This window comes from Actinoalloteichus hoggarensis (genome assembly GCF_002234535.1).
Lineage (GTDB): Bacteria > Actinomycetota > Actinomycetes > Mycobacteriales > Pseudonocardiaceae > Actinoalloteichus_A > Actinoalloteichus_A hoggarensis.
This window is the reverse complement of the sequence record NZ_CP022521.1, coordinates 2,694,622-2,715,394: the sequence shown is the minus strand read 5'-3', so window position 1 is coordinate 2,715,394 and position 20,773 is coordinate 2,694,622. Positions and strand designations below refer to the sequence as shown.

Sequence of the window (20,773 nt, the reverse complement as noted above, 5' to 3'; positions counted from 1 at the left end):
CAGGAAGGACACCAGATGCGTGGAACACGACGAGTCCTCGGCACGGCGTTGGCGGGCGTGACGCTCAGCGGCCTGATGGCCACCGGTCTCGCCGTCGGTGCAGGCGCGGCACCCGCTCCCGCACCGCAGCTCGCGAAGGACTTCACCGCCCAGGCCTGTGAGGCGCCCGTACGGCTCTTCGACGGCAGCAGCACCGACGGCTGGTATCAGGCGGGCCCCGGCGGCTTCGACGTCGTGGACGGCACCCTGCAGAGCCGCGACGGCATGGGCCTGCTCTGGTATGACGAGCAGCAGTTCGACGACTACATCCTCATGCTCGACTGGCGGGTCACCGCCGAGACGGACAACTCGGGCGTCTTCGTCCGGTTCCCGGACCCGGGAGACGACCCGTGGGTGGCCGTCGACGAGGGTTATGAGATCCAGATCAACGACAACCCGGCGGGCGATCCCCAGAAGACCGGCAGCATCTACAACCATCAGGAGCCCAGCTCGTATCCGTCCAACGAGGTCGGCGAGTGGAATCGCTACGTCATCAAGATCGTGGGCGAGCGGTACCAGGTGTTCCTGAACGGCACGCTGGTCAACGACTTCACCAGCACCGACCCCGCACGAGGTCTGGAGGGGTACGTGGGGCTGCAGAACCACGATCCCGAGACCCGCACCCAGTTCCGCAACATCTGGGTTCAGCCGCTGTGCGGTGACTGACCTGCCTCGCGGGCACGCTCAGGCCGTCACCAGACCGTGAGCGCGCTCCCCGAGCACCTTCACAGGGCCGCCGACGCCGTCTCCCCGCCCGGGGGCGGCGTCGGCGGCTCTGTCCGTGCGAGCCTCTCGATCTCGCGGGCATCCGAGGAGGAACAGCCGACGGGCGGTCGGCGGCGGGGAGTCCGGTGATCGTCGGACAGTGAACGGCGGGTGTGTCCCGGTGTACTCGCGGCAGCCGGCCGGCGGTTTCTCGCATCCCACGCACCAGGCCGTTCGTCTATGCCGAGTCCTGATTCGGGAGTCCTGATCCGACGACACATCCCGGCAGGAACTCGCGACCGTGCCCCTGACGCCGCGGAGCCGTGGGCCGAAGCGGCGGCTCTCGTGCCTCGTCCCCGTTCCGCAAGGACTGCCGACGACCGGCGGCGGTGTGGTATAGACCAGTTCACGATTCCGGCGAAGGAGACGGCGATGGCCGACGGCACCACGAGCTTCGGCGAGCTCACCCGCGCACATCTGGCAGCGGTGGAGGCGACCAACACGGCGTCGATCGCCGAGGCGGCGACCACGATCCTGGCGACGATCGAGGCAGGCGGCACCGTCTACACGGCGGGTGCGGGCCATTCGCTGGCCGCCGTCGCGGAGACGTTCTACCGCGCGGGCGGGCTCGCCTGCGTGCGCCCGCTCTACCACCCCGAACTGCTGCCGATGCACGGCGCGCGCAGCAGCACCGTCGCCGAGCGCAGGCCGGGGCTGGCTGCCGAGGTCCTCGCGTCGACGACCCTCACCCGAGAGGACACCCTGGTGGTCTTCTCCCACTCCGGGATCAATCCGTACCCGGTGGAGCTGGCCGAAGCGGGCCGCGCCGCAGGCGCCCGGGTGGTCGCCGTGACCTCGCCGACCGCGTCGGCGAGCGCGCCCCGTCGCGCGCACAGCACGGTCGCCGAACAGGCGGACGTCGTGCTCGACACCCTCGTGCCGCCTGGTGACACGACCTACCCCGCGGAGGCCCCTGCCACCGCGGCCCTCTCCTCCCTCACGACCGGCTTCCTGTGGAATCTCGTTCTGGTCGCCTTGCACGACCGCTCCGCGGCCGAGCTGCCCCGCTGGCGCAGCGCGAACGTGGCGGGCGGCGACGAGGCCAACCGCGTGCTCTTCGACGAGCAGCTCGCGTCGGTGCCCGAACTCCGTTGAGGCAGGCTGCGATTCGGCCACGCCGAGCCGAGGCGCCGAATCGAGGGGCGAAAGCGGTGCGGTGCTCACCCGCCGCCGTGCAGCTCGTCGTGGCGACGCTGGGCGGCGACGATGTCGTCGGCCCGCACGGAGATCCAGTCGAGCATTCCCTGCAACGGGACCGTCAGCTCGTGCCCCATCGCGGTGAGCGAATAGGAGACGCGCGGCGGGGCGCCGTCCTCCACCTCGCGACGCAGCAGCCCGTCCCGTGTCAGAGCACGCAGGTTCTGGGCCAGCATCTTCTCGCTGATGCCGTCGATGCGGTCGCGGAGGCGATAGAACCGCAGCGGCCCGTCCCGCAGGGCCGCGATGATCAGCACTCCCCATCGACCCGCGATGTGGGTCAGGATCGTCCGTCCCGGACAGTCGCTGTCGAATGCGTCACCCGTCCGTGAGGGAGCGCCCCCGACCACCTGCACGCCTACGTCCATCTCCCAAGCTTACCCACAGGTGGGTTCTTACGAAAAGTAAGCTAGTGCTCCTACCGTGTCCTATGTCCGACACCACGCGATGCGGTACGGCACGCCCGCGACACCGGAGGGGAATCCGGTGGCCCGGCGGGCCGAGGAGGAGCAGCAGCCATGACAGAACCCACCAGGATCCTGGTGATCGGTGCGACGGGAAACATCGGCGGCGAGGTGGCGGCGCTGCTCGCCCGCCGAGACATCCCGGTCCGCGCCCTCGTCCGCCGCCCCGAGGCGGCACGACTGCCTGTCGGGGTGGAGGCCGCGCGCGGTGATCTCACCGACCTCGCGACGCTGCGCGCCGCGTCGTCCGGGGTGGACGCGGTCTATCTGACCTGGCCGCTGGACAGCCCCGAACTCGCGCCCGCGATCATGGCGGTGCTGAGCGAGAGCGTGCGTCGCGTGGTCCTGTTGTCGTCCCTGGCCGTGGACGACGATCTCGACGAGCAGGACAACGCGATCGGCGAGCTGCACGCCGCCGTCGAAGCCGCCGTCCGACGATCCGGTCTGGAATGGACGTTCCTGCGCCCCGCGGAGTTCGCCGCCAACACGTTGCGGTGGGCGGACGAGATCCGCGGTGAATCGGTGGTCCGGGACGCCTTCGGCGAGGCGGCGGGGACGATGATCCACGAGCGGGACATCGCCGAGGTGGCGGTGCACGCGCTGCGCGATCCGGATCACCACGGGCGAGTACACGTGTTGACCGGCACCCAGGCCCTCACCCAGATCGAGCAGGTGCACATCCTCGGCGACGTGATCGGCCGTCCGCTGCGCTGGGAGGAGATCTCGCCCGAGGTGACCAGAGAACGCCTGACGACCTGGCTCTCCGAGAGCTTCGCCGACGTGATGCTCGCGGGACGCGCCACGATGGTCGACGAGCCGCTCGGACCGATCGCGACGGTGTGGGACGCCGTCGGCACGCCGGCCCGGTCCTTCCGGCAGTGGGCGATCGACCACGCCGACGACTTCCGGTGACGGGCCGCCGCCCGACGGCGACGTCCTGACCGGACGGACTGGTCGACGGCGGCGGAAGGCCCCGCACGTCCGAGGACGTACGGGGAACCGCCCGCATGCCGTGCGCACCCCTCTCACGGGGATCGATGTCCGCGGAGGACATTCGTCGAGGTCGACTCGGCCGACAGGCCCGCGGCCCGACGGACGCCCCCGAGCGACGCCCGACCGCGTCGAATCGGACGACGGACGTCCTCCTCGACCCGGCGTCGCCGCAGGGCCGAGAGCGTCCGCTCGCCGGCGTCCGGACAGGCCCGTCGCACCGGATCGCGAACACGACCCCGCCGATCACGACGACCACCGCCGCGGCCCTCGAACACCGGAGGAGCGGCGACGGCACGACGACATCGCCGGAGCGGACGCACGCGCCGCACCTCGATGTGGTCCATCGCCCACAGGACCCGGACGAACCGGGTCACCGTCTTCTCGTCGTGCCTAGTCGCTCGTTCCTCGGACCAGCCGGGAGACTAATCGCAGCTGCGCCGCTCGTTCCGCCGCGGCCTGTGCTTCCCTCGGGACGCCGTCGGCCGCGTCGGAGAGCAGCCGCACGGTCTCCGAGACCGACTCCCTCGGAGCCGCGAGCACCGACTCGACGAGCCGGTCCACCGCCGCGGGCAGGTCGGCCGAGGCCACGACCTCGTTGGCCAGGCCGATCCGCGACGCCTCCTCGGCACCGACGAACCGGCCGGTCACGCACAACTCCACGGCCCGTGCATAGCCCACCAACCGCACGAGCCAGGAGGTGCCGCCCAGGTCGGGAACGAGTCCGAGCCTGGTCTCGGCCATCGAGAACCGCACGTCCTCGGTCACGATCCGCAGATCGCAGGCCAGGGCTAGTTGCAGTCCCGCGCCGATCGCGTGACCGTGCACCGCCGCGATCGTCAACCGTTCCGGCCGGGTCAGCCAGGCGAACCCGGCCTGGAACCGCTCGATTCTGGCATCGGCCTCGTCGGGCGGAAGCGCCGCCAAGGACGGCAGCCCCGGCATCCCGTCGACACCGTCCACGGTGAACAGCCCGCGGTCCAACCCCGAGGAGAAGGACGACCCCGTTCCCGCGACGACCACCACGCGCACGGAGTCGGGCAGTGTCTGCCCGATCCGTTCTAAGGCCTCCCAGGTTCGGGGGGTCTGCGCGCCCCGCACTTCGGGACGATCCAACGTGATCGTGGCACGAGGACCGTCGACGGCCAGTCGGACGCCCGCACGACGCAGCGTGTCGACGTCCACCGGTTCGTCTGTCACCCGACGGCCTCCCTCGATCCGCCGCGCAGTCGACGCGACGACCGTTCTCCGGACGTGCTGTCACACGCCCAGTTCTCGTTGACACCGATGCCGGAAGGCCCGATTCCTCGGCTTCCGACGCCGGCGGGGGGAACCGGGGACTCGGCCGGGCGAGGCCGCCCGAACCCCGGTCTGATGATCACTTCTTCTTCGTTCGGGTAGCGCCCCCACGCCCCCGAAGCTGCACGCCGGATTCGCTGAGGACCCGATGAACGAAGCCGTACGAGCGACCGGTCGACTCGGCCAGGGCACGAATGCTCGCGCCCTTCTCGTACTTCTTCTTCAGATCCGTCGCAAGCTTGTCCCGTGCGGCGCCGGTGATGCGGGCGCCCTTCTTCAGGTCAGCCACCTTGTCCCGCCTTCCGTCCGAGCAGGTCGGGCCCCTTGCGGCCCCCGTCGGGGCAATGATCGAACACGAACAGCATTAATGCCAGGCGATCATGGGAAAACATCGCAAAGTGTTCATCGGCGCACTGTCCGTCATCATCGCTGACCAGGGGGTATCACGAAGTCACCGCGCGTCGATCAGGCGAGCTGTACCAGCTCCAGATAATCCTCAGACCAGTGATCCTCAGTGCCGTCCGGCAGAAGAATCACCCGTTCGGGTTCGAGTGCTTGCACCGCCCCCGGGTCGTGTGTCACAAGGATCACCGCACCCTTGTAGGTCCGCAGCGCCTCGAGCACCTGTTCCCGACTCGCCGGGTCGAGGTTGTTGGTCGGCTCGTCGAGCAGCAGGACGTTGGCCGCGCTGGACACCAGGCCCGCCAGGGCCAGCCGGGTCTTCTCGCCGCCGGACAGCGTGCCCGCGGGCTGATCGAGCTGCTCCCCGGTGAACAGGAAGGCGCCGAGCAGGGTCCTGAGCTGTTGGGCGGGCGCGTCCGGAGCGGCGTGCTGGATGTTCTCCCAGACGCTCGCCGAGTGGTCCAGCGTCTCGTGTTCCTGGGCGTAGTAGCCGATCCGCAGGCCGTGTCCGGGGATCACCGACCCCGCGTCGGGCGTCTCACGGCCGCCGAGCATCCGCAGCAGGGTCGTCTTGCCCGCACCGTTGAGTCCCAGCACCACCACCCGGGAACCACGGTCGACGGCCAGGTCGACGCCGGTGAAGATCTCCAGCGAACCGTACGACTTCGACAGGCCCTCGGCGGTCAGCGGCGTCCGACCGCAGGAGGCGGGAGCCGGGAAGACGATCCTGGCGACCTTGTCGGAGACCCGCTGCTCGTCCAGGCCCGCGAGCAGCTTGTCCGCGCGCTTGGCCATGTTCTGCGCCGCGACGGCCTTCGTGGCCTTGGCTCGCATCTTGTCCGCCTGCGCCATCAGGGCGGACGCCTTCTTCTCGGCGTTGGCACGCTCACGGCGCCGCCGCTTCTCGTCGGTGGCCCGCGCCTCCAGGTAGCGCTTCCACTCCATGTTGTAGATGTCGACCTCGCTGCGGGTGGCGTCGAGGAACCACACCTTGTTGACGACGGCGGCCAGCAGCTCCACGTCGTGGCTGATCACGATCAGCCCGCCGGTGTGCGAGCGCAGGAAGTCCCGCAGCCAGGTGATGGAGTCCGCGTCGAGGTGGTTGGTCGGCTCGTCCAGCAGCAGCGTCGTCTCGGACCGGCCGCCGGGGCCGGACTCCGACGCGGCGAAGAGGATCCGAGCCAGCTCCACCCGGCGACGCTGGCCGCCGGAGAGGGTGCTCAACGGCTGGTTCAGGATCCGGTCGGCCAAACCCAGGTTGGAGCAGATCCGCGCCGCCTCGCTCTCGGCGGCGTACCCGCCGAGGGAGGAGAACCGGTCCTCCAGACGCCCGTACTTGCGGATCGCCTCATCGCGCTTACGCTCGTCGACCAGCTCGGCCATCGCGTTCTGAGCCTTCTCCATCTCGTGGAGCAGCGCGTCGAGCCCGCGGGCGGAGAGGACCCGATCCTTCGCGGAAACCGAGAGATCGCCCTCCCTGGGGTCCTGTGGCAGGTAGCCCAGCTCACCGGTGCGGCGGGCCTCGCCTCCGTAGGGCGCCCCCTCGCCTGCCAGCACCTTCAGCGTGGTGGTCTTGCCCGCACCGTTGCGGCCGACGAGGCCGATGCGGTCGCCGCCCTGTACCCGCAGGGTCGCGCCCGCGAGCAGGATGCGCGAACCCGCGCGCAGTTCGAGATCGGTCGCAGTGATCAAGAGAGAACTCCGAGAAAGAGACGTGTGGTCACGGGCATGAGAGAGCCGCTCGTCGAGAACACGACGAGCCTGCCCATAGGTCAATCGATGCGGACCACGCATCCCAGTGTACGGGTCGGATCAACGGGGTTTCGCGACGCCGAGTCCGCAGTCGAGCGGGCGCGTCGGTTCACCATGCGCCGCGAGCGACGGCCACGTGGTGAGGTCGCGTACGTCACTCCACTCGGCTGACCGGGTCCCGCCGCCGCTCCATCGCCCCGAGCGCCGCCGGGCCTCCCTGCGGTGGTCATGGGCGTCGGGGCCGGCGGAACCCGATTCCATCGCGCGCCGACGCACCGATCAGGCGAGCCATGTGACCATCGCCACCGTGTCGGGCGGCACGGTCGCACCCGGAACCGCCCGACACGATCCTCATCGCAGGTCGTGGCGGTCCAGCCAGGCCGCGAGGGAAGCGGCGATCGCGTCGGGCTGGTCTTCCGGGGTGTGATGCCCGGCGACGAGCGGGTGCTCGGCGATTTCGAGGCCCGTGATGGTGGTCGTGCACCAGTCGAGAAGCTCCGGCCCCATCATCGTTCCCGGCCCGGGCTCGGTTCCGACCCGCCGGGCCTGAGCCGAGTACCGACCGGCGATTCTGCCGCCGCGACAAGCGGCATGACCCCGACGTCGCCGGACCGAAGCTTCGTGGGCGACCGGACGAGGTCCACAAGCGGTGCCCGGTCGACTCCGAGCGGGTCCGGCCAAGGCCGCTCAGCTCCGGGACGGTCGACTCAGGACCGGTCGACTCTGACCGGTCGACGCCGGATCGTACGGCTCGCCTCGATGGCGGGTGCCCGGCGCGCGGCCTCATCCAGCTCGTCCATGAACGACTCTGCGCGGCTCGATCACGTCGAGCCCGTCAGGATCGTGCTCACAGACGCATCGGTGCCGACACCGTGTCGGCGGTGCGGCGATCCCCTTCCACCGGAGGCGCCCCCGGTGTCCGGCACAGCACGCGGCCCGACGCCGGCCTCAGCGAGAGAAGCCGGTGATCTTCTGGGGTGTCACCCGGACGATCAGCCGGAGCACGTCGGCAGGCTCCGCGGGCGGATCCTCCTCGACGTACTTGTGGGAGAGCGTGCGGGGCAGCGACTTCTCCCGGTCCTCGATCAACTCGACAGTGCCTCGGATGTCCACCGATCGGTATGGGTCCGCTCTGGCATAGACGGTGCGGCTGACGCGTGGATCCCTGGCGAGGTTCCGGGCCTTCCTGCTCCCGGCCTTGATGGAGAAGAGCACCGTCTCTCCGTCGCTCGTCGTCCAGACCACCGAGGTCTGCGGCCCGCCGTCGCCGTTGATCGTCGCGACGGTGGCGAAGTCCCTCCCGTTCAAGAGCGTGCGTGTCTCCTCATCGAATACCACCGCCATGACCGCACCTCTCCAGTCTCCACCGGGCCACCTACTCGGCAGGAACGACTCCGAGGCCCGAGATCTCCCGCCACGGCGTCGAGGGCTTGTCGGCAGGCGCGGACAGGTGCCGCCGAGGAACCAGATCCGTTCTCGATGCGCGCTCCCCACCCATCGAGCGACCGATCTACTCCGCGAAGGAGCCCGTCCGAGACGACGGCTGCTCTACTCGACCGGTTGGCCGCCGCCCCCTCCGACGCCGCCAGGCTCCGCTTCGACGCCGCCCTGCGACGTGCGACCGCGGAACGCTCGCCCCGGAGGGTGCGCGGCCGATGACCGGGCCACGGCGACGTTCACGGCGGCGAGCACCCCGTCAGGCCCGGTCGTCCCCGTCCGAGGTTCTGTCCGAGTGTTCGACCACCACGACCTCCACGGCGAGCGCCCGTCGCGCGGCCTCGTCCAACACGACCCTGCGCGGCTCGACCACATCGAGCACCCTGGGTTCGGCCAGGGCGAAGAGGGGCGCGAGCCGGGGGTCGGCGCGCAACTCGTCCAATGCGGTCCGATCGCCGCCCAGCACCACGGCGTCCAGCGTCGCGGCCTCCGGCAGCAGCACCTCGAACGTCGCCTCACCCGCCGCTGACAGCGACACCCGCGCCTGGCCGGCTCGGCGGCGGGCGAACCGCTGCTGCGACCAGCCGCCCGCCTTGTTCCGGCCGTGCACCTGCCGTCGACCGGTACGGGAGGACGTCACTCGGCCGTCGACCGCCACGCCGACGCTGTAACCGCCGAGGCGGACGAGCACCAGGCCGATCCGCCGCGACCGTGACACGTGCTCGACGAGCAGTTCGACCGCCCGATCCGGCGAGCCGCCCTCGCCCGCGCCGAGCCCGGCGTCGAGGCCGTCGGCCAGTCCGCCGAAGGGGACGGCCACGGAGGCTCTGGCCCCGTCTGATGCGATGACCCGCATCTCCTCGGCGGTGGTCGCCGTCTCGGCGAGGCCGCCGTGCCTGCCCGCGAACCGCTCGAACCAGCCCGCCAGTCGCGCGGGCTCGACCTCCACGGCCCGGCCGCCGCCCGCGACGCTGCGCACCCGGCTCATCGCGGCGCCACCGCGACCCACACCGGCAGCGGGTGGCCGCTCTCCGCGGGCGAGAGTCGCTGCACCCCGACGAACCCCGCGATCTCGAAGGCCTGGGCGATCTGCTCCCTGCTGAGCACCCGATGCCGCGTGGACGTGCTGTGGGCGACCTCCCAACGGCCCTGGACGCGGTGCAGCCGCATGACCTCGAGCCCGTAGCCGGTGCCGTCCTCGGCCCAGTCCCAGAGCTGCACGATGATCTGCCTCGTCTCCCCCGTGCCGGTGACCTTGGGCGGCGGCGCGGTGGGCCGCAGGCTGCGTAGTCCGCTCAGTTCGGGAACCGCCGCGACCACCAGGCCCCCGGCGCGCAGCGCCCGCCGTGCGGCGGCCAGCGCGCCGCTCACGCTGCCCTCGTAGGCGAGCTGCGGCAGGACGTCGTCGCCGACCCGCACCACGTCGAGCCGCTCGGTGACCTGCCCGTCGAGCACGTCGAGCAGTTCGGCGGTCCGGTGCTGTTCGGACCCCAGCACCGCCTCGGCCACCTGTCCGAGGGCATCCGGTCGCGCAGCGGAGCCCGCCGAGGCGGGCGCGCTGCCGGGAAATCGGCCGCCGGTCATCTCACAGAGCCTAGTGCCGAGGCCGAACGCGGCTGCTCGTGCCGTCACCCGGCGTCGCCGGCACCCCGGGTTCGGGTGACCGCCGGCCGCGCGAATCCAGGAGAATTCGCTTGCCGCCCGACACGGCGAGACGGGATCGTGCCGGGATGTACTCCGACGCCGAGGCCGCCGCGCTCTACGACCGCCTCAACCCCTGGGGTCCCTCCGACGACTTCTACCTCACCTTCGTGACGGCCGCCTCGGCGGTGCTGGACGTCGGATGCGGCACCGGCACGCTGCTGCACCGGGCACGGGAATCCGGCCACGCCGGCAGGCTCCGGGGGCTGGACCCCGATCTCGCGGCCCTCGATCGGGCTCGCCGACGCGGCGACGTCGAGTGGGTGGCGGGTCGGGCCGAGGACATCGACTCGCCGGGCGAGTTCGAGCTGGCGGTGATGGCGAGCAACGCCTTCCAGTGTCTGGTGACCGACGCGGAACTGCGAGCGTCCCTGCGGGCGATCCGCCGCGCGCTGGTCGACGGGGGCCGGTTCGTGTTCGGCACCCGTAATCCCTCGGCACGAGCCTGGGAGGACTGGCATCCCGGCAATCCCACCGACGTCGTCGACGACGCGGGCCGTGAGCTGCGAGTGACGCACGCCGTCGAGGTCGTCCACGCCGACTCGGTCACGTTCACCGAGACGATCGCGACGCGCGACGGCGTTCCGCTGCGCGTCGATCGGTCGACTCTGAGATTCCTGGACGTGCCGGGGCTGCGCCGACTCCTCGGCGAGGCGGACTTCGAGATCGAGGTCTGCCACGGCGACTGGTCCCGCGGTCCGCTCACCGACGACAGCCGCGACATCGTGATCGTCGCCCGCGCCGTGCGGCCGTGACGGCCGCGAACACCGATGGCGAGTCCTCGCCTGTCCGGGAACCCGGGCCCCGAGTGGCAGGGCGGGCCAGAAGGCAGGGCGGGCCCGAGTCACCCGACGGGCCGGAGTGACACGGCGGACGAACCGTTCAGCCGGACCCGCACGACTCGGACCCGCACGACTCGGACCCGCGCGACTCGGGCCGGTCGGCAGGCGAGCGACCGAAGACGCCCGGCGGCCGCCGCGGCAGGACGGCGGTCCCGCCGGCTCGTCGGAGATCAGTGATCGCGACGACCTCGCCGGGGCCTGTGGATCCGAGGACGCTCGCGGGCTCAGAGAACGAGCGCGTCGGCCCAGGTCTGTCCGGAGCGGCCGGACAGGGCGTCCATCAACGCCACCGCCTGTCGATCGCTGAGCGACGCGACGAAGTCCACGACGGCGCGTCCTCTCGCCAGCGCGTACACGGCGTCACGGCCTGCGGGCACCTCACCGGTCGGGCCTGTCAGCAGGCGGGGCTCGGTCGAGGCGAGCTCCTGGTACTCCTGTCCGGCGAGTTCGACGAGGTCGTGCAGTCTGCGTGGCAGCCGGGCCGCCTCCATCCGGTCGGTCAGCCACTGCTCCAAGGCCTCGACGAGGGTGGTGAGCAACCGGGCCTGGCCGCGCTGCTGGAGCGCCAGGTCCGGCCGCAGGAGCACGAAGTGCCGGTGGATGAACTTGAGCACCTGGACGTCGTGCCACTGCTGCGGCGCCAGGACGATGTTCGCGGAGCGGGTGGTGGGCTCCGCGAGCACCCGGACGCCCGCGACCAGTCTGCTCGTCCAGCTCGTGGAGAACCGGGCGACGGTCTGCTCCGCCTCGGTGGAGCCGTCGAAGGGCACCGCGAGCAGACTGTCGACGACCTCACGCTCCACCCGGCTCACCGCCGCGTCGAAGGCGTCGTCGTCGACGATCCACGAGTCCCGCAGATGCAGCCTGCGCCGCAGACCCTCCAGGGCATGCCCGGGCTGGCGGGCGCGGGCGGCGAGGTCGGCGTCGGGCAGGGCGCCCAGAGCGATCGACCGGCTGCGCCATCCGTGCAGTTCGGCCCACACCGTGGCGTGTTGCAGGACGCCGACACGATGGAAGTCGTCGAGGTCGTGGATCGCGTAGGCGATGTCGTCGGCGGTGTCCATCACGGCCGCCTCCACCGTCTGCTGCCAGTTCGGAAGGCGGCCGACGAACGGCGCGCGTGCCTGAGCGAGGTCGTCGAGTTCGGTGACGTAGACGGAGAACTTGGCCGAACCGGTGCCTGGAGAGTCCTCCGGCTCGCTGGCGCCGCGTGGGGGCGGCGACATCGTCCTGGGATGGGGCTGAGGCCGGGAGAGCCTGGTCCACGGGTACTTCAGCACGGAGGCCCGCACCGCCGCGGTCAGATCGAGGCCGGTGGCGACCGGTCCGCCGGGGTCGGTGGTGGTGATGATCCGGAACGACTGGGCGTTGCCCTCGAAGCCGTCGGCGAGACCGAAACGATTGCGGGCCAGCCGGTCTAGCACCTGCTCGCCGAGGTGACCGAACGGAGGGTGGCCGAGGTCGTGGGCCAGCGACGCGGCCTCGACGACGTCGACGTCGAGGCCGCCCAGCTTCGTGACGAGTCGGCCCGCGGCGGGATCGGCGATCAGCCGTTCGGCGATGCCCCTGGCGATCTGGGCGACCTTCAGGCTGTGGGTGAGTCTGTTGTGCAGCAGCAGCCCGGAGCCGGTCGGGCTGACCACCTGGGTGACACCACCGAGCCGGGAGAAGAACGGCGACGCCGCGACGCGGTCCCGGTCGACGCGGAAGGGCAGGGCGGACAGATCCGACGGCGTCCGCACCGCGCCGGACCGCCGCAGTGCGCGCAGCACCTCTGGTGTCGTCTCCTCGGTCACCCGATGACCGTATCCCCGAGCGGCGACGGCGGGGAACGGCGGCGGGCGAGTCGGCGCGGGCGTGCCCAACCGGGAGCCGGTCGCCGCCCGACGGGGCGCGGGAGGCCCTGCGGCGGGCCTGCACCGCGACGAGGCGGACGGGAGCCGCCGGGTCGGCGGAGCCCGCGCGGACCGCACCGCGACGAGCGGGCGCGGGTCGGGCGCACCCGCGCCTCGGCGGCGATCACGGACCGCCGGGGCCGCGGGCCTGCGGTGGCGAACACGTCAGGTCAGCGTGTTCCCGCCGTTGACCGCGAGCCGCTGCCCGGTGATGAAACCCGCCTCAGCCGAAGCGAGGTGGGCCACCGCCGTGCCGACCTCCTCGACGAGGCCGAATCGCCCCATCGGGACCCGCTCCGTGTAGGCGCGTGCCGACTCCTCGGTCACGGTGCCGTGTCGCTCGGTCGGAATCCAGCCGGGGGCGACCAGGTTGACGGTGATGCCGTGGGGCGCGAGCTCTCGCGCCCAGGATCGCGTCAGGCCCAGCTGCGCCGCCTTCGCCGCGACGTAGGCGGAGGACTCGGGCACGCCCAGTTCGACGACCTCCGAGCCGATGTTGACGATGCGGCCGTAGCCGCGCTCTCGCATGCCGGGTATCACCTCCTTGGCCAACAGCAACGGGCTCTTGACGAAGAACTCCAGCTGGTCGAGCATGTCCTGCCAGCTCAGGTCCTCGACCCCGGCGGCGGGCTGGCTCCCCGTGGCGTTGAGGACCAGGACGTCCACCGGCCCCAACGTCTCTCGCACCGCGCGACACAGCTCGGCGACCCGCGCCTCGTCGGTGACGTCGGCGCGGAAGACCTCCGCCGTCCCGCCCTCGGCGCGAATCCGACGGCGCACCTCGCGCGCGCCTGCCTCGTCGCGGACGAAGTTGATCGCCACGGTCAGGCCGTTCCGGGCCAGTGCCTCGGCGATCGCCGCGCCCAAGCCGCGTGAGGCGCCGGTCACCAGCGCGACGCGCCCGGACCGGTCGGACGCGCGCACGCGCGCGCCGAGCGGCTCCTCCCGACCGTCCGCCCCGCCCGCGGTTTCGCGGACTGCGGGTTCGGAGACCGCGGGTTCGGCGGTGGTCGATGTCGTGGCGGCGCGTGACTCGGGTCCGGCGGCGCGTTCCCGTTCACGTTCGACCCGACGCAGGTCCTCGGACGACTCCATGCCCTTGAGGATGCCGACCGGGACGACGAAGATCCACCGATTCTCGCCGTCGGCCGGGCCACACCGCCGCCGGGCAGGCTCCGACGCCCGTCAGGCCGGCGTCGGCGGGTGCAATGCCTGCCGCAGCGTCTCGCCGTACTCGCGCAGCGCACGCCGCGACACCCCGGCGTCGGGCACGCACACGTCGAAGCCGTGAAAGGTGCCCGGGAACAGGTGGAACTCGGTGGGGACGCCTGCCTCCACGAGTCGTCCGGCGTACTCGACCGCCTCGTCCCGCAGCGGGTCGGCATCGGCGGCGGTGAGGTAGACCGGCGGAAGTCCGCCGAGGTTCGCCGCGCGAGCAGGCGCGGCGTACGGGGGGACGTCGCCGCTCCACCCCGCGAGATAGTGCCGCCACATCTGTTCCAGCGCGGGCGAGTCGAAGACGGGGACGCCTGTCAGGCCGGTGCTGGACGGCGTGCGACGTCGATCGTCGAGCACCGGTTGGATGAGGAGCTGGAAGACCGTCTTCGGCCCGCCGTGGTCCCGCGTCCACAGGGCGACCGCCGCGGCCAGCCCGGCGCCCGCGCTGCTGCCGCCGACCGCGATCCGCGCCGGGTCCCAGCCGTGCGCAGCGGCCTCCTCGGCGATCCAGTCGAGCACGGCGAGACAGTCCTGAAGCCCGGCCGGATAGGGATGCTCGGGAGCAAGCCGGTAGTCGACCGACACGACGACGCATTCGGCGGCGTCCGCCAGCCGCGTGCACCAGCTGTCACTGCCGTCGAGGTCGCCGAGCATGAAGGCCCCGCCGTGAATCCACAGCAGCACCGGGGCGGCCACGCCCGCCGAGTCGGGCACGTAGACCCGCACCGGAACCTCGGAAGCGCCCGACCGCCCCGGCACGGTGCGATCGTGCCGGGGGATCTCCGGCAGCTCCGTCAGGCCGAGCAGCGTTCCCTGTCGCGCCCGTTCTTGATCGCGCTCGCGGGCGGCGGCGGCGTCCGACAGGTCGTCGGCCGGTCTCAACGCCGCCTGTTCGACGAGTTCGACGTCCATCTCTCTGGTTCCTCTTCTCACTGTGCACGAACTCCCGACGGGTTCTCGGTGTCCGAGGGCGGGGGTGTGTCGTCGGTCAGGACGATCGACATCGGCGTCGGACCGTCCGGGGTGAGCAGGTGTGTCCGGGGGTCGTCGGTGGGCGCGGCGCGGCCGCCCACGACGCGGGGCAGCCCGTGGCGGGGCAACGTCAGGCGCAACGGACGCGCGGGCGGGCCGGACACCTCGGCCTCGACCCGATCGGGCGTCCAGTGCAGCCGCCGCACCGTGGTCCCGCCCCGGCCGCGCAGGCCGCGTACCGTGCCCGTCGGCCAGGCGGCGGGCGCCGCGGGCAGCAGCGAGAGCGCCCCCGGTGCGGACTGCACCAGCATCTCGGCGACGACGGCGGTCAGTCCGCCGCTGACGTCGACGTTGAACAGCCGGCCGACGTCGTGGGTGGAGGCGAGGTTGGGCCACCAGTAGTCGCCGGTGAGCCGGGTGACGATGTCGTGGGCGTGGTCGGCCAGCCCGAGATGGGCCGCCGCCAGGCCGAGCTGCACCAGGCCGAAGGCCATGTCGCCCGCGTCGGCCGCCTCTCCGGTCCGCCAGGCCAGTCTGCGTTCGATCGTCACCCGTGCCGCCGTCCGCAGTCGAGGGTCGGCGAACGCCGGATCCGGCTCGAACCACAGCGGGTACAGCTGGGAGGCGTGCCGATGGGCGTGATTCTCGTCCTGGCCCGGCGCGATCCACTCGGCGAGTGAGCCGTCGTCGGCGATCCGATAGGCGGGCAGGCGGGCCAGCAGCGCACGCCACCGTCTCGGCCGCTCCGGCGGCACCGACTCCGGGGCCTGCTCGGCCGCCGACAGCAGATTGCGCAGCAGGTCGGCGACGGCGGCGACGTCCATGGTGGCGTCCACGCACGCCTGCGACCCGGTGTTGGCCGGGTGGTTCTCCGGGGAGTAGGACGGCACGAATCTCAACGGTCGGGGCTCGGCGTCGGGCGGCGCACCGTCGCCGGAGCGGTCGGTCAGCAGATCGGCGTAGAAGTCGGCCGCCTCCATCATGAACGGCAGCGCCCGCCGGATGAGGAACTCCCGGTCGCCGGTGTAGAGCCAGTAGTCGTGGTAGTAGCGAGCGGCCCAAGCGGCACCGGCCGTCCAGAAGGTGAGGCAGAACTCCGCGGAGAAGTGATTGTGCAGACCGTGCGTCGGGCTCAGCCTCGGCGGCAGCAGGATGCCCGCCGCCCCGTACAGGCGCCGGGCGTTGCGCCGGAGATCCGGCAGGTGTGCCTCCAGGAGGTCGAAGAACGGCAGCAGGAGTGCGGCGTTGCCGGTGACGAGCAGCCCGGCGATCGCGCTCTGCACGTTGCCGTCCAGGGTCCAGTCGCTCGACCACGCAGGCTCCCAGTCGCCCTGCCACACGCCCTGGAGGGTCGGCGGCAGCAGGCCCGTGCTGGAGATGATGTTGTGTCGTCCCGCGTCGAAGGCCAGCCGGACCAGCGCGGGCGAACCCCGGTCGGCGAGCAGTTCCTCGACGGGACGCGACTCGACGATCGACTCCCCCAGCTCCAGTCCGACCGTGTCGAACAGGGCCGCGTGTTCGCGGGCGTGCGCGGCCAGCAGCCGTTCGGCATCGGCGGGCAGGGCGGACAGCGGCGGCCCGTGGGGCGCGGGCGGGAGGGCCGGTCTGCCCTCGTGCTCGACGGTGAGGCGCAGGAGCACGAGCAGCTCGGCCGCGTCGGCGAAGCGCAGGCGTTCCCCGTCGACCGTCGCCGTGCCACCCGTCCGGATCACGCGGGCCTCGGCACGGACCCCGCGGACACCGCCGGGGAAGGAGTCCAGGAAACTCATCGAATAGGTCAACCCGACCTCGTGGCCCGCCGCCGTGATCTCCGTCGGGCCTGTCCGATCGGGCACGGACTCCTCGCGGTGTGCCCGGACCGACCGCCGCACTCGGGAGGGCGGCACCCCGTCGCCCTCGGGAACGGTCAGCGCCACCACACCGGTCAGCCGCGCGTCGCCGAGGGCACGCAGCCGGAACACCACGACGTCGGCGTCTCGCGACACGAAGGTCCACCGGTCGAGTCCCGTCCACCGAGTGGTGGTCAGCCCGGATCGGAAGTCGACCTCGTGTCGAGGAGCCGCTGTTCGCGCCGCGGGTCGCGTGTCCACGGCCAGGGTGACGCCGGGTACGAGCGGATCGGTGAAGTGCGGCGGCCGATAGCCCTCCGCACGGGCGATCCGCTCCACCAGTTCGGCGGCCTGCCTGGGTCTGCCGCCCAGGATCAGCGACCGCAGCTCCGGCAGGACGGCCGCGGTGTCCGGCGGGTCACGCGGCGGATGCAGGGGCCGGAACAGCCGTTCGTGGGCGACGGTGACGCGATGTTCGCGTTCCGAGCCGAACATCGTGGCGCCGTGCACACCGTTTCCGCTGATCAGACCGCGATCCCATCGTTCGGCGCGCGTGCTTCCCGTGACGCCGCCGCGGGGCGGTTCGCTCGACGTCGACGGCTGTCGTCTCATGTTTCCTCCGACCACGCACGTCGCTGTGCCACGCCCGCATACCCGGCGCGGACTCCTCCCGGGGCAGCCTGGCCCGCGACGCGACGGCTGTCCATGCTCCGATCGCGTACGGCCGCCGGTCGACCGGTTCCGGCCGAGCCCGCAGGCATCCGCCGACCGCGATCGTCGGCGAGCGGACGCGGACCGGATCAGGTCCGTTCGTCAGGTGGCGGCGGTGCCTGGTAGGCATGGGAGCGTGGTCGATGTCGTCGTCGCGGGGGCCGGTCCGGCCGGGCTGGCGCTGGCCGCGGCCTGCGTGGACGCCGGTCTGTCGGTCACGGTGGTCGATCCGGCGCCGCATCGGCGGTGGCGTGCCACCTACGGTCTGTGGCGCGACGAGCTTCCCGGCCTGCCCGACCGTCTCGTGGCGGCCCGCGCACCCGGCGCCGCGGTCGTCGCAGGCATCCGACGTCGGCTGGACGACCGGGAGTACTGCGTGCTCGACGACGCCGCGCTGCGTGCCGAGCTGGCCCGGCCCGAGATCACGCTGCGGCGCGGGCGGGTGCACGGCGTCGACCATCATCGACACGGAACGCACGTCCGGCTGGCCGACGGGACGAGTCTGGCGGCCCGGCTGCTGGTCGACGCGGCGGGCGCCCGCCGCCGCACCGGGCGTCCCGTCACGGCCCAGACGGCCTACGGGCTCGTCCTGCCCGCCGAGGCCGCCCGGCCCTACCTCGGGGCCGACGAGGCGATGTTCATGGACTGGCGGGCCGCGGACCCCGCCGAGCGGACCGGCCTGCCGCCGAGCTTCTGCTACGCCGTGCCGGTGGGCGCCGGCGAGGTGCTGATCGAGGAGACCTGCCTCGCGGGCAGCCCTGCCGCCTCGCCGGGCGCACTGCGGCGGCGGCTGGCCGCCCGGCTGACCGGACACGGCGTCGACGCCGGGAGGGCGCTGCGGCGGGAACGGGTCTGGATCGACCTCGACCAGGTGCCCCGTGGACCCGGTCGGGTCCTGAGCTTCGGCGCGGCGGCCGGGCTCGGCCATCCCGCGACCGGTTACGGGCTTGCCGCCACGCTGCGCCTGGCCCCGACAGCGGCCCGCGCACTGGCGGCACGGCTCCGACACGGGCCGGCCCCCGCCGTCCGGGCCGCGCATCGCGCGATCTGGCCCGTTCAGGCGAGCGTCGTGCTCGCGCTGCGGCGCTATGGTCTGAAGGTGCTGCTCACGCTCGATCAGGAGGAGTGCGCCGCGTTCTTCGGCGCGTTCTTCGGACTGCCCCCGGAGCTGCGCGCCGCATACCTCTCCGGTCGGGAGGACGTGACGGGCACCGCGCGGGCGATGACCGCCCTGCTGTCGTCGGCATCGCCGCCGATCCGACGGCGGCTGATGGGCGGCGGGCGGCCGACTCCGGCGGGCCGTGCCGACCTCGTCGACCCGGCGCCACTCGGTGTGACCGAAGATACAACCGGGAAGGGAAGAACCTCTCGTCTCGGATCTCGCACAGGGGGGAGCATGACCAGGTGACCGCGCCGCCGCAGAACGTGCGCTTCGCCTTCCAGCCGCTGGTCAACCTCGCCACCGGCGGAATCGTCGCGCTTGAGGCCCTGCCCCGGCCGCACGGGGGCGAGATGCGCGAGCTGTTCCGTCAGGCGGTCGCGGCTCGCAGGCTCACCGAGCTCGACGTCGAACTCGCCGTGGGCGCGGCCTCGGCGGCGGCGGCGGGCGGTACCCGGCTGCCGCTGCACCTCAACGTGCTCGCCGGGACCGTCGCCTACGACCAGGAGCGCTTCGACCAGCTGGACGCGGCGCTGGCCGAGGGGGGCAGGCCGACCCATCAGGTGACGCTGGAGGTCGGAGCACCGTTCTACCGGCTGGACCACGAGGCCCTGTTACAGGGCCTCGCCAGGCTGCGAGACCGGGGCTATCGCCTGGCGCTCGACGGACTGGGCCAGGGTGACGCATCACTGCAGCTCGTCACCGCGGGCGCCGTCGACATGCTCAAGCTCGACGCCACGCTCACCGTCGACCTCGCCACCGTGCCGCAGCGTGCCGACTTCCTGGAGTCGATGGCGTTGTTCGCCGAACGGTCCGGCGTGCAGCTCGTCGCCCAGGGCGTCGAGAACGAGGACCAGCTCACCCGGCTGCGGGCCGGGGGCATCGCGCTCGTCCAGGGCGATCTGATCGCGCCCGCCTCCAGAAGGCCCATGTCGCAGCTGGCCGTGACCTCGGTGCTCTCGGAGCTGTCCCAGATCCAGGCGCCCCGCATCGCGGCCCGCTCGGCCGGGCCGCGGATCACCGACTTCCTCCAGCCCGCGGTGCCGCTGCCCACCACCGCGACGGCCGAAGAGGTGCGCGTCGTCTTCGCCGATCACCCCGACAGCACCAGCGTCGTGCTGCTCGACGCGACGGGCAGGCCGCATCGACTGGTGGACCGCAATCGCTTCCTGCTGGCCGTCACCGGCCCGTACGGACACGCGTTGCACGCCCGCCGGGAGGCACTGCGGCTCGCGGAGGAGCCGAAACTGGTCGGCACGCACAACACCGTGGTGGAGGCGCTGGACCTGGTCGCCGACTCCGGGCCGGACCAGATGTACGTCGACCTCGTGGTGGTCGACGAGGCCGGCCGCTGCCTCGGCGTCGTCCGCGCGGGCGACCTCTTCCGGGGCGTCGCCGAGCTGAAGGTCGAGCAGGCCGCCACGCTGAATCCGCTGACCCGACTGCCGGGCACCGACACGGTCGCCGCCGAGATCGATCAGCGTCTGCTGGACGGCGACGCCTTCACGGTGAGCTGGCTGGACATCGACGGCTTCAAGGGCGTGAACGACACCGTCGGCTTCGCGGCGGGCGACGAGCTGATCCGGTCGCTGGGCAGGCACCTGACCGACCTCGCCGCAGGCATGCCGGGAGTCCTCGTCGGGCACGTCGGCGGCGACGACTTCCTCGTGGTCTGCGACCTGGATCAGCTCATGCCGCTGGGCGCCGAGGTGCTGGACGCCCGGCGACAGGCCGAGGACGTGACCGTCAGCGTGTCGCTCGCCTCGCTGGTCTGCGCGCCGGGGACGGTGGCCGACCACTACGACGCCTCCCGCAGGCTGTCCCCGCTGAAGGCGCGGGCGAAGCGACTGCTCGGCACGAGCTGGGTGGTGGGCCGCTCCACCTCCGACCAGGTCGACGAGCTGCGCGGCACGGCACCGCCCACCGCCCCGCAGGGCACCACGCGCGCCCACCCGCCCCGCCGCCAGGCGACCGGCTGAGGGGCGGGTATGCGACGCCTGCAGCGAAGCAGGTGGCGTCACGGTCTTCACGCCTGCGGCCGCTCGGCGTGATATCGGGGTCGCATAAGCCGCCTGCCATGCGATCCGCTGAAGCTTCACGG

The 20,773-nt window shown here is 72.2% G+C and carries 18 protein-coding genes; 6 read left to right on the top strand and 12 right to left on the bottom strand.

What is annotated here, in order from left to right:
* Positions 1-15 precede the first annotated feature (15 nt).
* Entirely contained in the window at positions 16-705 is a 690-nt protein-coding gene (locus AHOG_RS11980; protein WP_093941426.1) for a 3-keto-disaccharide hydrolase, read from the top strand.
* A gap of 471 nt (positions 706-1,176) precedes the next feature.
* Complete coding sequence (locus tag AHOG_RS11975; RefSeq protein WP_093941425.1) at positions 1,177-1,899, top strand: sugar isomerase domain-containing protein; 723 nt, start codon at positions 1,177-1,179, stop codon at positions 1,897-1,899.
* A gap of 65 nt (positions 1,900-1,964) precedes the next feature.
* Here AHOG_RS11975 and AHOG_RS11970 read toward each other — a convergent pair whose 3' ends face one another.
* Positions 1,965-2,369, bottom strand: a complete 405-nt coding sequence (locus AHOG_RS11970; RefSeq protein WP_093941424.1) for a winged helix-turn-helix transcriptional regulator — start codon at positions 2,367-2,369, stop codon at positions 1,965-1,967.
* 150 nt (positions 2,370-2,519) lie between these two features.
* Here AHOG_RS11970 and AHOG_RS11965 point away from each other — a divergent pair, with 150 nt between their 5' ends.
* The gene (locus AHOG_RS11965; protein WP_093941423.1) at positions 2,520-3,377 is read left to right on the top strand and encodes an SDR family oxidoreductase; all 858 of its coding nucleotides are present in this window, start codon (positions 2,520-2,522) and stop codon (positions 3,375-3,377) included.
* 471 nt (positions 3,378-3,848) lie between these two features.
* On the opposite strand, the gene AHOG_RS11955 is transcribed toward AHOG_RS11965, so the two are convergent.
* The 7 genes from AHOG_RS11955 to AHOG_RS11925 form a co-directional block, all read right to left on the bottom strand.
* Complete coding sequence (locus AHOG_RS11955) at positions 3,849-4,655, bottom strand: enoyl-CoA hydratase/isomerase family protein (protein WP_245856704.1); 807 nt, start codon at positions 4,653-4,655, stop codon at positions 3,849-3,851.
* A gap of 178 nt (positions 4,656-4,833) precedes the next feature.
* Entirely contained in the window at positions 4,834-5,043 is a 210-nt protein-coding gene (locus tag AHOG_RS11950; RefSeq protein WP_075740427.1) for a helix-turn-helix domain-containing protein, read from the bottom strand.
* A 176-nt stretch (positions 5,044-5,219) separates the two neighbouring features.
* On the bottom strand, positions 5,220-6,848 hold the full coding sequence (locus AHOG_RS11945) for an ABC-F family ATP-binding cassette domain-containing protein (protein ID WP_093941421.1): 1,629 nt from the start codon (positions 6,846-6,848) through the stop codon (positions 5,220-5,222).
* 411 nt (positions 6,849-7,259) lie between these two features.
* Positions 7,260-7,418, bottom strand: a complete 159-nt coding sequence (locus tag AHOG_RS11940) for a hypothetical protein (RefSeq protein ID WP_184450830.1) — start codon at positions 7,416-7,418, stop codon at positions 7,260-7,262.
* Between the two features lie 438 nt (positions 7,419-7,856).
* Positions 7,857-8,252 (bottom strand): PPOX class F420-dependent oxidoreductase, encoded by a 396-nt coding sequence (locus AHOG_RS11935; RefSeq protein WP_093941420.1) that lies wholly within the window; start codon positions 8,250-8,252, stop codon positions 7,857-7,859.
* A 352-nt stretch (positions 8,253-8,604) separates the two neighbouring features.
* A complete protein-coding gene (locus AHOG_RS11930; protein ID WP_093944385.1) occupies positions 8,605-9,333 on the bottom strand; it encodes an acVLRF1 family peptidyl-tRNA hydrolase in 729 nt (242 codons plus the stop codon).
* A complete protein-coding gene (locus tag AHOG_RS11925; RefSeq protein ID WP_093941419.1) occupies positions 9,330-9,929 on the bottom strand; it encodes a hypothetical protein in 600 nt (199 codons plus the stop codon). Before AHOG_RS11925 ends, AHOG_RS11930 begins: the two co-directional genes overlap by 4 nt.
* Positions 9,930-10,075: 146 nt before the next feature.
* On the opposite strand from AHOG_RS11925, the gene AHOG_RS11920 reads away from it, so the two are divergent.
* Positions 10,076-10,801 carry a class I SAM-dependent methyltransferase gene (locus AHOG_RS11920; RefSeq protein ID WP_093941418.1) on the top strand — a complete coding sequence of 242 codons (726 nt, stop codon included), beginning with the start codon at positions 10,076-10,078 and terminating at the stop codon, positions 10,799-10,801.
* 311 nt (positions 10,802-11,112) lie between these two features.
* Here the strand turns inward: AHOG_RS11920 and AHOG_RS11915 are convergent, their stop codons facing one another.
* The 4 genes from AHOG_RS11915 to AHOG_RS11900 all read right to left on the bottom strand — a co-directional run bounded on the left by AHOG_RS11915 (position 11,113) and on the right by AHOG_RS11900 (position 17,414).
* Positions 11,113-12,684, bottom strand: a complete 1,572-nt coding sequence (locus AHOG_RS11915) for a deoxyguanosinetriphosphate triphosphohydrolase family protein (protein ID WP_093941417.1) — start codon at positions 12,682-12,684, stop codon at positions 11,113-11,115.
* Positions 12,685-12,948: 264 nt separating this feature from the next.
* Positions 12,949-13,878 (bottom strand): SDR family NAD(P)-dependent oxidoreductase, encoded by a 930-nt coding sequence (locus AHOG_RS11910; protein ID WP_093941416.1) that lies wholly within the window; start codon positions 13,876-13,878, stop codon positions 12,949-12,951.
* Positions 13,879-13,968: 90 nt separating this feature from the next.
* Positions 13,969-14,913, bottom strand: coding sequence for an alpha/beta hydrolase (locus AHOG_RS11905; RefSeq protein ID WP_093941415.1), 945 nt, complete (start codon positions 14,911-14,913; stop codon positions 13,969-13,971).
* 17 nt (positions 14,914-14,930) lie between these two features.
* Positions 14,931-17,414 (bottom strand): glycosyl hydrolase family 95 catalytic domain-containing protein, encoded by a 2,484-nt coding sequence (locus tag AHOG_RS11900; RefSeq protein WP_093941414.1) that lies wholly within the window; start codon positions 17,412-17,414, stop codon positions 14,931-14,933.
* A gap of 235 nt (positions 17,415-17,649) precedes the next feature.
* On the opposite strand from AHOG_RS11900, the gene AHOG_RS11895 reads away from it, so the two are divergent.
* Complete coding sequence (locus AHOG_RS11895; RefSeq protein ID WP_093941413.1) at positions 17,650-18,921, top strand: lycopene cyclase family protein; 1,272 nt, start codon at positions 17,650-17,652, stop codon at positions 18,919-18,921.
* A complete protein-coding gene (locus AHOG_RS11890; RefSeq protein WP_245856703.1) occupies positions 18,918-20,651 on the top strand; it encodes a GGDEF domain-containing protein in 1,734 nt (577 codons plus the stop codon). Before AHOG_RS11895 ends, AHOG_RS11890 begins: the two co-directional genes overlap by 4 nt.
* The last annotated feature ends 122 nt before the right edge of the window (positions 20,652-20,773 follow it).